This window comes from Algisphaera agarilytica (genome assembly GCF_014207595.1).
Classification (GTDB): Bacteria; Planctomycetota; Phycisphaerae; order Phycisphaerales; family Phycisphaeraceae; genus Algisphaera; species Algisphaera agarilytica.
In genome coordinates this window covers 3,515,798-3,530,920 of the sequence record NZ_JACHGY010000001.1, presented here as the reverse complement: position 1 = coordinate 3,530,920, position 15,123 = coordinate 3,515,798, and the positions used below count along the sequence as shown (strand labels likewise).

At 62.0% G+C, this 15,123-nt stretch carries 13 protein-coding genes; 1 reads left to right on the top strand and 12 read right to left on the bottom strand.

All coding sequences use genetic code 11. The features are described from left to right. Nucleotides 1-2: 2 nt before the first annotated feature. From HNQ40_RS15350 to HNQ40_RS15340, 3 genes are read right to left on the bottom strand one after another with little or no spacing between them, the layout of a single operon-like run. Nucleotides 3-650: a phosphatase domain-containing protein gene (locus tag HNQ40_RS15350; protein WP_184678706.1), complete on the bottom strand. Its 648-nt coding sequence runs from the start codon at nucleotides 648-650 to the stop codon at nucleotides 3-5. Between the two features lie 33 nt (nucleotides 651-683). Beyond that, on the bottom strand, nucleotides 684-2,402 hold the full coding sequence (gene ilvD / locus HNQ40_RS15345; protein ID WP_184678705.1) for a dihydroxy-acid dehydratase: 1,719 nt from the start codon (nucleotides 2,400-2,402) through the stop codon (nucleotides 684-686). 59 nt (nucleotides 2,403-2,461) lie between these two features. After that, nucleotides 2,462-3,652: a M20/M25/M40 family metallo-hydrolase gene (locus HNQ40_RS15340; RefSeq protein ID WP_184678704.1), complete on the bottom strand. Its 1,191-nt coding sequence runs from the start codon at nucleotides 3,650-3,652 to the stop codon at nucleotides 2,462-2,464. Nucleotides 3,653-3,669: 17 nt separating this feature from the next. Between HNQ40_RS15340 and HNQ40_RS15335 the strand changes: the two genes are divergently transcribed. Then, nucleotides 3,670-4,347, top strand: coding sequence for a hypothetical protein (locus HNQ40_RS15335; RefSeq protein WP_184678703.1), 678 nt, complete (start codon nucleotides 3,670-3,672; stop codon nucleotides 4,345-4,347). Nucleotides 4,348-4,350: 3 nt separating this feature from the next. On the opposite strand, the gene HNQ40_RS15330 is transcribed toward HNQ40_RS15335, so the two are convergent. The 9 genes from HNQ40_RS15330 to HNQ40_RS15290 form a co-directional block, all read right to left on the bottom strand. Continuing rightward, entirely contained in the window at nucleotides 4,351-5,037 is a 687-nt protein-coding gene (locus tag HNQ40_RS15330; RefSeq protein WP_184678702.1) for an MBL fold metallo-hydrolase, read from the bottom strand. Between the two features lie 57 nt (nucleotides 5,038-5,094). Further along, nucleotides 5,095-5,652: a pantetheine-phosphate adenylyltransferase gene (coaD, locus tag HNQ40_RS15325; RefSeq protein ID WP_184678701.1), complete on the bottom strand. Its 558-nt coding sequence runs from the start codon at nucleotides 5,650-5,652 to the stop codon at nucleotides 5,095-5,097. A 272-nt stretch (nucleotides 5,653-5,924) separates the two neighbouring features. Then, nucleotides 5,925-6,704 carry an enoyl-CoA hydratase/isomerase family protein gene (locus HNQ40_RS15320; RefSeq protein WP_221435562.1) on the bottom strand — a complete coding sequence of 260 codons (780 nt, stop codon included), beginning with the start codon at nucleotides 6,702-6,704 and terminating at the stop codon, nucleotides 5,925-5,927. A gap of 222 nt (nucleotides 6,705-6,926) precedes the next feature. Beyond that, on the bottom strand, nucleotides 6,927-7,517 hold the full coding sequence (locus HNQ40_RS15315) for a GntR family transcriptional regulator (protein WP_246402889.1): 591 nt from the start codon (nucleotides 7,515-7,517) through the stop codon (nucleotides 6,927-6,929). 244 nt (nucleotides 7,518-7,761) lie between these two features. Further along, a complete protein-coding gene (locus HNQ40_RS15310) occupies nucleotides 7,762-8,880 on the bottom strand; it encodes a mandelate racemase/muconate lactonizing enzyme family protein (RefSeq protein WP_184678700.1) in 1,119 nt (372 codons plus the stop codon). A gap of 375 nt (nucleotides 8,881-9,255) precedes the next feature. Further along, nucleotides 9,256-10,026, bottom strand: a complete 771-nt coding sequence (locus HNQ40_RS15305; protein ID WP_184678699.1) for an SDR family NAD(P)-dependent oxidoreductase — start codon at nucleotides 10,024-10,026, stop codon at nucleotides 9,256-9,258. A gap of 54 nt (nucleotides 10,027-10,080) precedes the next feature. Next, nucleotides 10,081-11,100 (bottom strand): zinc-dependent alcohol dehydrogenase, encoded by a 1,020-nt coding sequence (locus HNQ40_RS15300; RefSeq protein WP_184678698.1) that lies wholly within the window; start codon nucleotides 11,098-11,100, stop codon nucleotides 10,081-10,083. Nucleotides 11,101-11,126: 26 nt separating this feature from the next. Next, nucleotides 11,127-13,583 carry a glycoside hydrolase family 2 protein gene (locus tag HNQ40_RS15295; protein ID WP_221435560.1) on the bottom strand — a complete coding sequence of 819 codons (2,457 nt, stop codon included), beginning with the start codon at nucleotides 13,581-13,583 and terminating at the stop codon, nucleotides 11,127-11,129. Between the two features lie 42 nt (nucleotides 13,584-13,625). Then, nucleotides 13,626-15,092 carry an aldehyde dehydrogenase family protein gene (locus HNQ40_RS15290; RefSeq protein WP_184678697.1) on the bottom strand — a complete coding sequence of 489 codons (1,467 nt, stop codon included), beginning with the start codon at nucleotides 15,090-15,092 and terminating at the stop codon, nucleotides 13,626-13,628. Nucleotides 15,093-15,123 lie beyond the last annotated feature (31 nt).

Below are 15,123 nucleotides of genomic sequence, written 5' to 3'. Positions count from 1 at the left end.
ACTTAGCCCCTCCCCATAACCGTTTCGATAAAACCGGTTTGAGCCGAATTCAATCGAATGCCTGGCCGTTTTGATTGCAGCAGCGAAATCCCCTCTGAAACCGAAGCTATCTCGCCACGAAGGAACAGTAGCGCCATAGCCACCAACCCAGTGCGACCATGCCCTTGCGCGCAATGGATGTATACCACAGCATCTTCAGGTAGCTCTTCCAATGTCTGCAACAATCGATCTCGTAGGGGGACGTGTCCGTCCATAATCGGAAGATGTTGGTAAGCCACTCGCTCGACAACTCCAGATGGCTCAGAAAACTCGGTAGTCAAATCAACAACGTGTGTTACCTGCCGAGGCAGTTCATGCGGAAACAAGCGTCGTCCGACGATCAAATTGTCATCAATCACAATTAAGGCTGACTCAGACACCAAGCCAACATTCACTCGCCAAACCACATAAGTGAAAGCCAAGTACGGGAAAGCAATCACAGACATGTACAAAGGAATCCGACCAGTATCCGTCTTACAAAAAAGATTGAGGCCTGGGCGTAAATAGGCAAAGCCAAGCACAATGCAGCACAAACCAAACCAGATGAGAATAATCCCGTACGGCCAGAAGCGGACGCCTGCAAACGCAGCGACTACGCCTAACACAGGCATGGCAACGGCATACCTCATCCAATCAATATTACGCTATTCGTCTGTTACACAACCCTCAGACGCGGTCTTCACGTTCTTGATGTATTTATACAACGTGCCGCGGCGGGCTTTGAGCTGGGGTGCGGACCAAGCTTTGCGGCGTTCTTCGAGTTCTTCATCCGAGACGTCCATGTTGATCTCGCCGTAGTCGGTGTCGATCGTCACGGCGTCGCCGGTCTTGACCAGCGCGATGGGGCCGCCCTCCTGAGCTTCGGGGACGACGTGGCCGATGATGAAGCCGTGGCTGCCGCCGGAGAAACGGCCGTCGGTCATGAGCGCTACGTCTTTGATCAGGCCCGCACCCGCGACAGCGCTGGTGGGCGTGAGCATCTCGGGCATGCCGGGGCCGCCCTTGGGGCCTTCGTAGCGGATGATGATGACGTCGCCCTTGACGATCTCGCCGCGCTCGAGGCCGTCGAGCATGTCTTCTTCGCAGTCGTAGACGCGGGCGGTGCCCTTAAACACAGTGCCTTCCTTGCCGGTGATCTTGCCCACACATCCGCCGGGGGCGAGGTTGCCGCGCATGATCTGTAGGTGGCCGGTGGGCTTGAGCGGATCGGACAGCGGGCGGACCATGTCCTGGGTGCCGGGCGTGGTGGCCGGGTCGCCGAACGGCGGCAGGCCGGCCAGGTCGGCGACGTTCTCGGCAAGCGTCTTGCCGGTCACGGTCATCTGGCTTCCGTCGATCATGCCTTCGGCGATCAGGAACTTGATCAGCGCGGGCGTGCCGCCCATCGCGTGCAGCTCCTCCATGACGTATCGGCCCGACGGCTTGAGGTCACAGATCAGCGGCGTGTCGTCGCTCATCTGCTGCCACTCGTCGATGGTCAACTCGATGTCGAACGCCCGGGCGATCGCCAGCAGGTGCAGCACCGCGTTGGTCGAGCCGCCGGTGACGATGATCAGCCGCATCGCGTTGAGCAGGCTCTGTTTGGTCACGATGTCACGCGGCTTGAGGTCGAGCTCGAGCAGCTTCCGCGCGGCGTGGCCGGCCCGGATGCATTCGTCGGTCTTCTCCTGGTCCACCGCCGGGGTGCAGGACGAGTACGGCAGGCTCAGGCCCATGCACTCGATCGCGCTAGCCATGGTGTTGGCGGTGTACATGCCGCCGCACGCGCCCGCGCCGGGGCAGGAGCTTTCGACGATGGTGCGGCGTTCTTCTTCGGTGATGGTTCCCGCCAGCGATTGGCCGTAGGACTGGAACGCGCTGACGATGTCGAGCTTGAGCTCCTCACCTTTGATGGTAGCGCAGCCGGGCTTGATCGTGCCGCCGTAGACCATCAGCGACGGACGGTTGAGCCGCCCCATCGCCATGATGCAGCCGGGCATGTTCTTGTCGCAGCCGGGGATCGTGACCAGGGCGTCGTACCACTGGGCGCTCATCACGGTTTCGATCGAGTCGGCAATCAGGTCGCGCGACTGGAGCGAGTAGCCCATGCCGTCGGTGCCCATGCTGATGCCGTCGGACACGCCGATGGTGTTGAACCGCATGCCCACACAGTCGGCGGCGGTGACACCCTTCCGGACCTCGGCGGCGAGGTCGTTGAGGTGCATGTTGCAGGAGTTGCCTTCGTACCAGACGCTGGCGATGCCGACCTGGGGCTTCTTGAGGTCTTCACGGGTCAGGCCGGTGGCGTGGAGCATGGCCTGGGAAGCGCCCTGGCGGGCGGGCTGGGTGACGGTCTTGGAGTAGCGGTTGAGGTCGGCGGTCATGAGTTCGGTCCAATGGGGGGAAGCAAGCGTTGATCGCATACAACGCCGGGCCGGATAGTTTAGCTGCTGATCGCGGCGAGCGGGGTCTGCATGATCGCGCGGTACACCTCGACGCCCCGCTCGATCTGATCGACGGCCACCCATTCGTCTTTCGTGTGGGCCGTGTGGGGCGAGCCGGGACCGAGGACCACGGCGGGGATACCCGCCTGATCGAAATACGAGGCGTGCGTGGCGAACGGAGCACCGAGGGTGAGCTTGGGCAGGCCCAGACTTTCGAGCACCGGAACCAGATGGTCGATCAACGCCCCGTTGTGCTCCGTGCCAAACGGCGGGTGGTCCACGACGACGTCTTGGGTGAAATCTATCGGCGGATGGCTGTCCCCGAGCGGCTCGAGCAACGCGTGGATGTCTGCGATCGCTTGGGCCGAATCCTCGCCCGGCACGACCCGACGGTCGATCTGGATCGTGCAACGGTCGGGGATGATGTTGGGGGCACTGCCGCCGCGGATCATGTTGATCGAGCACACCGCCGTCCCCGTCAACGGGTGCTCGGCCGAGAGCGACGGGATGTAACGGCTCTCGATCAGATCGATCACGCGGACCATCGCGCTGATCGCCGAGACGCCCTCGTGCGGCACGGAAGAATGGCAGGCCTTGCCGTGGGTGGTCAGTGTCCAACGCAGACATCCGTTGTGCGCGATGACGGGCCGGTGCTCGGTGGGCTCACCGACGATCACCGCGGCAGGCCACCAACCGAGCGAGGGCAGATCGTTCTTCACAAACGACGCAACACCCTGCATCGACACCTCTTCGTCCACGCTGAACAGCAACGCGAGGTTGTGCGGCAACGCCCGATCACCTTGCCCCGCCACCGCTTGCTTCATCGCCCACAACATCGCAGCGCCGGTGCCCTTGGTGTCGCAGCTGCCCCGCCCCCAGACTTTACCGTCGCCCACGTCCCCCGAAAACGGATCGATCGTCATGCCTTCGACCGCCACCGTATCCAGATGGCTATCGAACAGTATCCATGGCAGATCATCACCCACGACGTGCGTCACCAGCAGCTGATCGGCCTGCCCCTTGACCGGGAGTCGCGTGGTCGCCAAACCCCAGGCATCAGCCAGAGATTCCAACGCCTCCACCAATGCCGCTTCGCCGCCGACCGACCCGGGCAACGCGCGGTTGACCGTGTTCACACGCACCATCAACTGGAGCAACTCAACAACACTCTGCGGGACCGGATCAGCCATGTCGATAGCATATCCGTATGGATGCCGACGAACCTTTCCTGCTAACCGACGAGGCGATCACCCAGACCGCTCAGGCGTGGCGGAACGATCACGCCGGGAACCCGCATCGCTTCTTGATCGGGATTGCGGGGATCGCCGGCTCGGGCAAGAGCACGCTTGCCGAGCGGCTCGTTGACGAGGTCAACCGCCTCCAACCCGGGGCGGCGGCGTTCATCCCAATGGACGGCTTCCACCTGCGCAACGCCGAGTTGATCGCCCAGGGCTGGAAGCCCCGGAAAGGCGCCGCGTTCACCTACGACAGCGAAGCCTATGTCGAGCTGCTCCAACGCTACCGCACCCGAGATTCGGTCGGCGGCTACCCGGTCTACTGCCGGATAGCGCACGAGCCGATCCCTGCTGAGGACGAGGTTACCGCGCAGACTCAAATCATCGTGACCGAGGGGCAATACCTGCTCTGCCCCGATTTGCCGTGGGCTAGGCTGAATGACGTGCTGGATGAGTGCTGGTGGCTGGACCTGGCTCCAGAGACCGCTCGGGGCTGGCTCATGAAGCGTGACCTCGCCGTCGGCCGAAGCCCCGAGGAGGCCGAGGCGAAGTACCAACGCAACGATCGCTTGAACACCGAAATGGTGCTATCCGCGAGGCGGACGCCCGACCGCGTTGTGCGTTGGCCCAGTGTGGATGAAGGCGATTGAGTTCTAGGTGCGACGCCGGGCGGGGTTGAGGATCACGTTGTCGTGTCCGGGCACGACGTAGTCGGCAATCTCCAGGACCTCAACCAGGCTTTCCTGTGCCCCCTCGATGTCGAACGCCCCCTTAAGCACCTGACCGCGTTCAAGGTGTTCACTGGTCGCCACCGCGTCGCCCGCGATCACCGTGGTCGAGGTGGAGTGGGCCAGCAACAGCCCGCAGGTGCCGGGCGTGAACCCCGGCAAGGGGAAAAGATCAACCTGCGGGGCGAGCTTGTCGGGCGCAGCCATACAACGCTTGAGCAGTGCGATCTCGGCATCCAACAACCGTCGGACCGCGTTGTCTTCTTCCTGCTCGAACCGAGCGAGCAACGACCGGCCGATGCGTTCGCGTTCATTCTCGAACACCCACCACTCGGCCGACTCAAACGCCTCCAGCCCGCCGCGGTGCGCGGGGCGGAAGTTGGTCAGAAACACATCGGTGATGTCGCTGGGCTGCAAGCCCGAACGCTCGGTGAGCCGGGCCGAAATCACCTGCGGGGGAAGGCCGGGGTCGACCAGGATGTGCCGGTCGCCGCTGCTGACCAGCGTGGTGGTCGCGTGCGGCGTGCGGGGCGTCTGGCTGGTGGGCCAGTGCTCGTGGACCGACAACGCGCCGATACTGATGATGCGATAGGTGACAGAAGCTGGAGACATACGGGTTTCCTGATCGCTCGACGGGAATTGCACACGCAGGCCGAGCGGTTTCGCGGTTTAGTCTTTGAGGTGGTCGACGTGGGCCCAGGGGAGTTTGCCGCCAAAGGCCTGCTTCTTCTCTTTGAGCCGGTCCAACACAACTCCCGGGAGCAGCGTCGAGAGCCGATCGATGTCGCCCGCCGAAGCGATCTGTTTGATCAGGGTCGAGCTGGTGAACGCGGTGGACTCGCCGGTCATGATGAAGACGGTTTCGATGTCGGCGATCGCCCGGTTGGTCAGGGCGAGCTGGAACTCGAAGTTCAGGTCGGTCACGTTGCGGATACCACGGAGGATCGCGGTGGCCTGGGCCTCACGGGCGAAGTCGACGGTCAGGCCGGAGAAGCTCCGGGCCTCGACGTGGTCGCCGCATTCCTCGCGGAGGATCTGAGTGATCATGTCGATGCGTTCGTCGATCGAGAAGATTGCCCGCTTGGCGGGGTTGTGGCCGATCGCGACGATCAGCTGATCAAACAGGTCTTGCCCGCGTCGGATGACATCCAGGTGCCCATTGGTCAGCGGGTCGAACGTACCCGGAAACAGTCCGATTTTTTTGGTTTTGGCTACGTGATCGCCCATCGCGGGAGTATACCTGTCCAGTGCGTGGGACGCTGGCCGGCCCGCCACACTCACGGCCTGCCTAACCGTTACAAACGGACGGCCTCCCGACGAAATCCAAACCACGGATTGGACACTGAAGGGGTTGAATTGGACTCTTCTGGTGTTCAACGCGGACGCGGACAACAACGCCGCCCCGCCACCGGCCTCGGCCGACGACATCCCCTTGCCCTGGATCGGGTCTCGTGCAGGACGCCTCCCCTGCCGAGGCCTTTTTTTGCGCGGATCTTACTCTATTGGCCTGTAAAGATCGGCGGCCGCTTGTCGAGAAACGCCTGGAACCCTTCCTTGGCGTCCTGGGTGTCGTAGATGGACTCGCCACACGACGCCTCAACCGCCAGCCCATCTTCCAGGGATTTCTGCCAGCCCTGCCGGACCGCCCGCTTGATCGCCGCGATCGCCAACGGCGGCCCGCCCGCCAGAGCTTGGACATAGGCTTCGACCCGTTCGGTAAATCCATCCGCCGGATAGAGGTGATTCACCAGCCCGATCCGATAGGCCTCCTGCGGGGAGATGTTGTCACCCGTGATGGTCAGTTCCAACCCCTTGGCGAACCCCACGAGGCGAGGCAGACGCTGGGACCCGCCGTTGCCGGGCATCTGGCCCAACTTCACTTCGGGCAGGCCCAGCAGGTAATCACGATCGCATGCGAGTCGGATGTCACACGCCATCGCCAGCTCGAGCCCGCCGCCCAGCGCGTGGCCGTTGATGGACGCCACGAAAACCTTGTCGCTGGACTCGATCATGGCGGTGACCCGCCGTGCGGTCGCCGCGATCTTCTTCTGACCATCGGCATCCGATTTGGCAAAAGCTTCGATGTCCGCACCGGCACAGAAAAAACGCTCGCTGGCGCTCTGAATCACCGCGACCCGGGCGTTGCCGGAGGCATCCACCTGCTCAAGGACTTCCACAAATAGGTCCAGGAAGTCCTGGTTGTAGGCGTTGGCTTTGGGGCGGTTGAGCGTGATCCGGCACACGCCCGACGCTTCCTGCACATCAATCATCTGATCCATGGTCTCGGGTCCTGCTGGGGGCCGAACGACAGTTCCGCCCGGCGGTTGATTGTTGACACTATACCTCCCGAGGCCGTACCAATCCTTCGCTCAAAACCGCGCGCATCCAAAGTCCGGCCCAAGCCAAGAAGACCAGTGGCATAAGCCAGAGCAACAGCGATTCAGGCATGGCATACCCGCACATGTCTGCGGAAAAACACTCAACCCACCGAAAAGGGTTACTTACTGGATGTTGTCGCGGATGGCCTGGATGACCTGCTTGGCGTCACGCTCGCGGAGATGCTCCAGGATATGGACGTGCTCGTTGAACACCTCGGCGTAGTCGTCGAGACGGGAGTAGTTCATGAGCATCTTGGCGCACAGCTGCCGCCAAGCGTTGATGAAATCTTCTCCGCCACAGCTCATCAGGATCGCTTCGTGGAAGGCCATGTCGTAGCGGGCGACCATCGCAGCGTCGTCGCCGACGCACGCACGCTTCAGATCGTCCATCGCGTGCTCGATCTTCTCCATATCCTCGTCGGTAATGGTCTCGAGCCCCGTCTCGATCGCAAAGACCTCAATCTGGATCCGCAGGGAGACAATGAACGCACGGTTGCGCGAGTTCGGCGGGTGCTTCACGGTCACGCCGCGGTTGGCTTGATAAGCCAGGAAGCCCTCGTTGGCTAATTGGAGGATGGCGTCGCGGACCGGGCCGCGGCTGACGCCCATGCGGGCAGCCAACTCCGCCTCACGAAGGACTTTGCCGCCTTCGTACTGGCCCGCCACCAATTCATCCCGAAGCTTGGTCGTTACTTGTTCTCGAACCGTTTTCAACTGCAAAATCCTATCAAACTGTATTCCGGTCACGCCGAGAACCGTTGGACTTGTGCTATTTCATTACCAGAGGCGAAATGCCAAGTCAAGACAAGCAAAGCACTTTAACAATCGCACCGCGTTTGATTCTGACCGATGTGACAGAAAAACACAACCTTAAAGACAGTGACACGATCCGTAAAAATGCATAGCTCCCGGAGAGGTCATCGAACCCAAAGTCGATCGGAATCGATCCGAAAAGGAATCAAGAAGGCTCAGAAATCACTTTTTGACTGGCCAAGTAGGGCTTCAACTTTTTCCAGTCAAACGCCACGCCGATCCCGGGCTCATCGGAAGCCACCGCCTTGCCGTCCCGCAGTGTGATCGGCAGCGTCGAATACTCGTCGATCGGGAAGCTGTGCCATTCCATCCATCCGCCGTGGGGCTGGCTCGCCACGAGGCTGACGTGCAGTTCGTGCATGCCGTGGGAGCAGACGGGGATGTCGTGAGCCTTCGACATCTCCGCAACGCGCAACCAGCTGGTGATGCCGCCACAGTTCGACGCATCGGGCTGGATGAAGGACAGGTTGGCTTGTTCGAACGCGTAGCCGAACTCATGCAGGGTGTGCAGGTTCTCACCCATGGCCAGAGGCATCCCGCTCTCGCGGCCGATCCGGGCGTAGGCATGATAGAGGTCGGGCAGTGTGGGTTCCTCGAACCACATCAGGTCGTAAGCACGGAAGGCCTTGGCCGCCTCGATCGCACCCTCGACACTCATCGAGTAGTTCGCATCTACCATGAAACGGATGTCGGGGCCGACGAGATTCCGGATCGCTTCGACACGCTCCAGGTCCTGAGCCAGTGTCGGTTGGCCGACCTTGATCTTGACACCTTGGAACCCGAGGTCCAGACGCTGTTTGATGCTGTCGACGAGCTCGTCGAGGGTATAAGCCAAATCGATGCCGCCGTAGTACGCATTGCACTCGGGGGAATCACCGCCGACCAGTTTCCAGAGCGGCAAGCCCTCTCGCTTGGCTTTGGCATCCCAGAGCGCGATGTCCACAGCAGAGGTGGCAAAAGCCACGATGCCGCCACGACCGACGTAGTGGAGGTGCCACTCCATCCAGTCGTAGATGCCTTCGATGTCGGCCGCGTCTTTACCGACGAGGCCGGGCGCGAGGTCAAGCTCGATCAGCGTGGCGATGGATTGGCCGCCCCGGCCGCCGGTGTAGGTGTAGCCGGTCCCGGTTGAACCGTCAGCCAGGCGTACGGTGACGGTCACGATCTCAAAGTGCGTGTGGGTTCCGTGTTTGGCGTCACAGAGCACTTTCGGCAACGGAACGCGGTAGTTCCGGACATCAACATCACGGATCAATGTGGACATGGCGGTGGCCTTCGGCATCGCGGGACGCGCCAAGGAAGCCCCGCGGAATGCCGGTGAAGCCTCAACCGACACCGAGGCTGGAGATTGTGTCGCGCCGTTTTTCTGCAAAGTCACGCCTTAAGAATCTTGGTTTACTTATTTAAGCACCATCGCTATTCAGAAACGAGAGGAACCGGTGGGTTCAGTCAAGTGTTAACAATTATACGCGGTGTCTGGGCAATTGCAATGACAATAGCGCTAACTCGCCGCGTGCAATTACTTTAGACCGCGTTTTTTGTCCAAATAACCACGAAAAAGCAGGCGGCTGCATGCCTCATCGGCCATCTGCAACGCCTACCCAAAAGTTTGAACTAACCATTCAGACGAGTCGGGAGACTACCGCCCCATCCAGCCGCCATCGACCAGCATGGTCGTGCCGTGCATGTATGACGCGGCTTCCGACGCCAGGAACACCGCGGGGCCCGCGAAGTCTTCGGCAAGCCCCCAGCGACCCGCCGGGATGCGCGCCAGGATCTGCTCGCTGCGGGTGGGGTCGTTGCGCAGGGCTTCGGTGTTGTCGGTGCTGATGTAGCCCGGGGCGATCGCGTTCACGTTCACGCCCTTGCCAGCCCACTCGTTGGCAAACGCCATGGTCAGCTGGCCGATGCCGCCCTTGCTCGCCGCATAACCCGGCACGGTGATGCCGCCCTGGAAGGTCAGCAACGAGGCGGTGAAGATCACCTTGCCCGAGCCGCGCTCGACCATGTCCTTGCCGAACTCACGGGTCAGCACGAACTGAGCTGAGAGGTTCACCTCGATGACCTTGTCCCAGTATTCATCCGGGTGCTCGGCGGCGGGCTTGCGGAGGATGGTCCCGGCGTTGTTCACCAGGATGTCGATCTGCGGCGTGTCGGCCTTGACCTGCTCGATGAACTTGTACAGCGAATCGCGGTCGGAGAAGTCGCAGGTATAAGCAGTGAACTTCCGCCCCGTCGCCTCGACCGCCTTGGCGACATCGCTGCCCTCGGCTTCGAGCGAAGCGCTAACACCAATCACATCGGCCCCGGCCTCCGCCAAACCAACCGCCATCGCCATCCCGATGCCGCGCTTGCAGCCGGTCACCAACGCGGTCTTTCCATCCAACTTAAACGCATCCAAGACGCCCATACTTCTATCCTTCTGGTTATGCCCGGCCGAGGCGAGGCGTTGTTTTGTAATTGATCAGTCCTGACAGTTGACCAGGATCTTCATGTGCTGGCTGTCGGTGTCTAGCGATTGAAACGCCTCGCCGATCTGCGACAGGCCGAACCGGCCGGTCACCAGGGTAGAAGGATCAACCTCTCCGCTGGCCAGCAGCTCGATCGCGCGGTCGTAGTCTTCGGGCTCGTATACGCGGGTTCCGATGATCTGCAGTTCCTTCCAGAAGACCTGAAACAGGTCCACCGGGGTGGGCTCGGGAACGATCGCCACGACCACCACCCGGCCACGCACGCGGGCCAGCTTGGTCATCTGGCGGATCGGCGGGGCCGCCCCCGATACCTCAAACACCACATCCGCCCCGTCGGCACCGCTCTTCTCGATGACCGCGGCTTCGACGTCGTCCGAACCCGCGTTGATCGTGTCAAAGCCAAGCTTCTGGGCCAACTCAAGACGCGATTCACTGAGCTCGGAAATCGCCACACGGGCGCCCACAGCACGGGCCGCCATCGCGATCAGCAGACCGATCGGACCGCCGCCCAGCACCACCGAGAACTCGTCGGCCTTGAGGCCAGCCATCCGCACGTCGTGACAGGCCACCGCCAAGGGCTCGACAAACGCCGCGAGCTCGAGGTTCATGCCTTCGGGCAGACGGTGCAACAACTTCGCGGGCACGTTCCAAGACTGCTGGAAAGCGCCGCTGGAGTCGATGCCGATGAAGTTCAGGTTGTTGCAGACGTGTCCGAAGCCACGCTCACACGCGGGGCATTCGCCACAGGCATCCAACGGCCGAACCACAACGGCATCACCCACGGCGTATTCCGTGACACCGGGGCCAACCTCGGCGACGGTCGCACTGGCTTCGTGGCCGATGACTTCGGGGAAGTTCAGCCGCTTATCCATGTGACCGCGGTAGATGTGAAGGTCGGTGCCACAGATGCCGCACCAGGCGACATCGAGGCGGACCTGCCCTTCTTCGAGGGGTTGGGCGTCCTTGGATTCCAAGGTGAAGGTCTTGTCGGCGTTAAGCAGTGCGGTGTTCATGGTTCTTGCGTAATTTGGGGGCGGGTTCAGAGGTCGGGTTCTTCGTTGTCGACGTCGTACATCTCGGGGAAGTAACGGTAGTAGGTCTTGCCGAGCTCGTCACGTTGTGCCGTGTTGGCGTCGTTGAGCTCGCGGTAACGGACCTTGGCGTTTTCCTGGTCGTCGACCAAAAGCACGTGGAAGTTCTTGGCGATCGTGTTGCCGTCGCCGTCGAGCAGCTCGACGTCCACGCGGAAAGTCGGCACAGCATACCCACCTTCGGCATCGACGGGCAGGGCATCGGTCGGCACCTGCCAGTTGATCCGCTTGAGCTCGACACAGCTGTCCGGAGCGATATCAACCGACTCCTCACCACTAGCGGCTTCGCCCTGAGCGGTGCTGATCGACCAGCGGTAGGTGCTGCCGGGCTTGGCGTCGAAGGTGTCGTTGATGACGTAAAGGCCGAGGTCGACGTTTTCGCCGGGGTTCCAGCGACGCTTGACGTAGTCCACGCTGGGCAGCACGGGCTGGTAGGCGCGGGTGACGTAGTCGAAGCTGAGCTTCTTCTTGGCGTAGTAGTCGATGATGCCCCACTTGATGTCGGGCCAGTGGGTCATGAAGTGGCACAGGCCGATGCCGCTGTTCTTGGGCTTGAGACGGCGGAGCGACTCGAGCGCGAAGTGGGCGATGATGCCGTGGGCGGTCTGGGTGCCGTTGACGAAGTCTTCCAGCGAGTCGCAGCGGACCTGCCCGAACACTTCGAAGTTGAGGTTTTTGAGGATGTCGATGTCGGCGTGGTGGTAGCCCCAACTCGGACCCATCGGCCAGAGCTCGTCTTCGGGGATGAACCGCTTGAGCGACTCGATGTTCGGGGCCGAGGCCGCAGTCAGTTCGGGCACGATGCAGTAGTCGAGCTTGGGGTAGAACTCTTCCATCATCGTTCGGCCCGCGCCGTAGTAGTGGCCGTTGGCATGGGTCGAGTCGTGGGCCTTGAAGCCCATCTTCTGGCCGAACTGTTCGGACAGCGGGGACGCGAGGCCGTAGGGGATCGACGTGTAAGGCTCGATCGCCCGCCCCATCTCTTCCATGATGAAGCGGTTGTCGCTCTCGGCGTGGGCGTGGCTGAAGAAGACTTCTTCGCCGCCCATGAACATCACCGCAGACGGGTGGTTCCGCCGATCCTTCACGATGTGGATGCAGTCGTTCTTCGCGCCCGCCATGAACTCTTCGGTCGCTCGATAAGCCTGGGTGGCGAAGGTGAAGTTGGTCCACACCGTAATGCCCGCTTCGTCGCAAAGCTCGTAGAACTCGGGGACTTCGGGGGGGTGCCAACCGAAGATGCGCAGGTGGTTGATGTTGGCCTGCAGAACCTGCTTGATGCGGGCCTGGTACTTCGCGGAGTTGTTGCGGCCGTAGAGCAGCGACGGCGGGCCGGACCAGCAGGCGCCACGCAGGTAGTGCCGCTTGCCGTTCATCGTGAAGGTCCAGGGGAACTCGGCTTCCTCTTCGGTGTAGCCGGGGTTTCGCGTCATCACGATTTCACGGACGCCGATGCGCTCGGTGACTTCGTCACTGACCACGTCGCCGATCTTGGCGGAGATCGTGGCGTTGTAGAGCGGCTGGTTGCCCATGTCCCACGGCCACCAACGGTAGACGTCTTCCAACGGCACCTCAAACTTCACGGTGCTTTCGCCGGGCTGGACCGTCGCGGTGTGCGATGCCTGACCCTTACCCGAGCCCGCGTCGTCGTTGGCCGCAGACACATCTGCACCGAAAGCGACTTCGATTGCCTTGTCTCCGGCGTTGGTCACTTCCAGTTCGACCACGGCCGTGGCGTTGATCGGGGCGTTGGGGTCTTCCGGGCCGTCGTGGTCGGCACCGCCGAGCGGGGTTTCGATGCGGGCGTAGTCGATCTTGACCGCGTCGGTCGCAACAACCTTGACCGGGCGCCAGATGCCCGTCGGCACCACGCCGGTCATGTAGTCGCCCTGGAAGCACTGCTTCCGACCGCCGACGTTCATGAGGTTCTTTGGCGCGGGGTCGAGCTTGACCATGAGGATGTTGCAACCCTCCATCCACTGCTCGAAGCGCACCGCGTGGGTGACATCGGGGCGGAACGAGCTGAACATGCCCGTGTGACTGCCGATCGGCTTGCCGTTGAGCCAGGCCTCGAAGCTGTAGTCCACGCCTTCGAAGTGGATCTCGAACCGCTTGCCTTCCAGCTCTTCGGGCAGGTTGAACTTGGTGACGTACCACCACTCATAGTCGGTGACCCATTTGGTCTTGTGGTAGTTGCGACCGAAGAACGGGTCGTCGATCTCACCGGCGCGTTGCAGGTCGGTGAAGACATCGCCGGGGACCGAAGCCTGGTTCCAGCTGTAGTAGATGCCCTGGTATTCCGAGGGCAAATCGTGGAAACCTTCCTGGACGCCGGTGCCGGGGCGGGCGCGTTCCATTTTCCAGTGGTTGCCGCTGAGGTCGAGTGTGTAGCGTGGGGTAGACAAAACAAGATCCTGTGTGATTGGGAGTAATTAGCTTGTTGTTTCTCAGCCGTTGCCGAGATAGATGGTGCGTTTTTGCAGGAAGCCCTCGATGCCGTGGACGCCGTCTTCGCCGCCGATGCCCGAGTGCTTGTGGCCGGTGTGGTAGCCCTGGATGTAGCCACAGATGCCCTTGTTGACGAAGACGGTGCCGACTTCGAGGGTGCGGGTGGCGTGCATGATGGTCTTGTGGTTCGTGGTCCAGAGGTAGGCCGACAAACCTTCGTCACGGCTGTTGACCATCTCCGCGGCTTCTTCGTAGCCCGAGATCTTGACGATCGGAAGCACCGGGCCGAAAACTTCCTGGGCCACCGCGGCGGTGTCTTTGGTGGCGTTGGTCAGCACGGTGGGCTGGTACCAGTTGCCGCCCTCGAAGCCGGGGACCTCGGCGTAGTCGCCGCCGAGCGCGAGTTCGGCACCTTGCTTGATGCTTTCCTGAACGATGCCGTGGAAGCGGTCCATGCCGCCCTTGGTGGTGTACGGGCCCATGCCGATCGACTCGTCCATCGGGTCGCCGACGGTGACTTCCTTGGCCTTCTTGATGAACTTCTCGGTGAATTCGTCGGCGATCTTCTCGTGGACCAGGGCCATCTCGTTGCAGATGCAGACCTGACCACAGTTGGCGTAGCGGGCGATGACGGCGGCATCGACGATCGCATCAAGATCGTCCACATCGTCAAGGATGATGAACGGAGCCTTGCCGCCGAGCTCGAGGGTCATCTGGGTGAGGTTCTTCGCGCCACCGGCGTAGATCGCGCGGCCCGCGGGGATGCTGCCGGTGACCGAAACGAGCTTGGTGATCGGGCTCTCGACCAGCGTGCTGCCCACGTCCTGAACGCCGCCAGACACCATGTTCACGACACCTGCGGGGAGGCCCGCGTCGTGAACGAGACGCATGAACTCCGACGCGGTCACGGGGGTTTCGTCGTGGGGCTTGAGCACCATGGTGTTGCCGGTGACCAGCGCGGGCGCGAGCTTGCGGCCGATGAGCGCGAGCGGGTAGTTGAACGCGCACAGGCCCACGGTCACGCCGAACGGCACGCGGGTGATCCACAGCGACTCGTCGGCCATGTCCGAGGGGAAGATTTCGCCCTGGATGCGGCGGGCGGCCTCGGCGTTGTAGGTGATGTAACGGATGGTGTCGGTGACCTCGCCGCGGGCCTGGGGCAGGGTCTTGCCTTGCTCCATCACCAACAGCTTGGAGAAGTGCTCGTGTTCCGCCTCAAGTGCTTTGGCGATGTTCAGCAGGTGAACCGCGCGGTCTTGCGCGGGTAGCGCCGCCCACGCGGGCTGGGCTTCCTGCGACGACTCCAGTGCTTGCTGGGCCTGGGCCTTAGAGCAGGCGGGGACGGTCGCCCACACCTGTCCGGTCGCGGGGCTCTTCACCTCGATGGTTTGCCCGGTCTCGGACTCGACCCATTGGCCGTGGATGTAGCAGCGGTAGGCATCAACTTGTGTGGCGGCGGTCGTCATGGTCGGTCCTTGAGAAGGGGAAGCGAAGAAG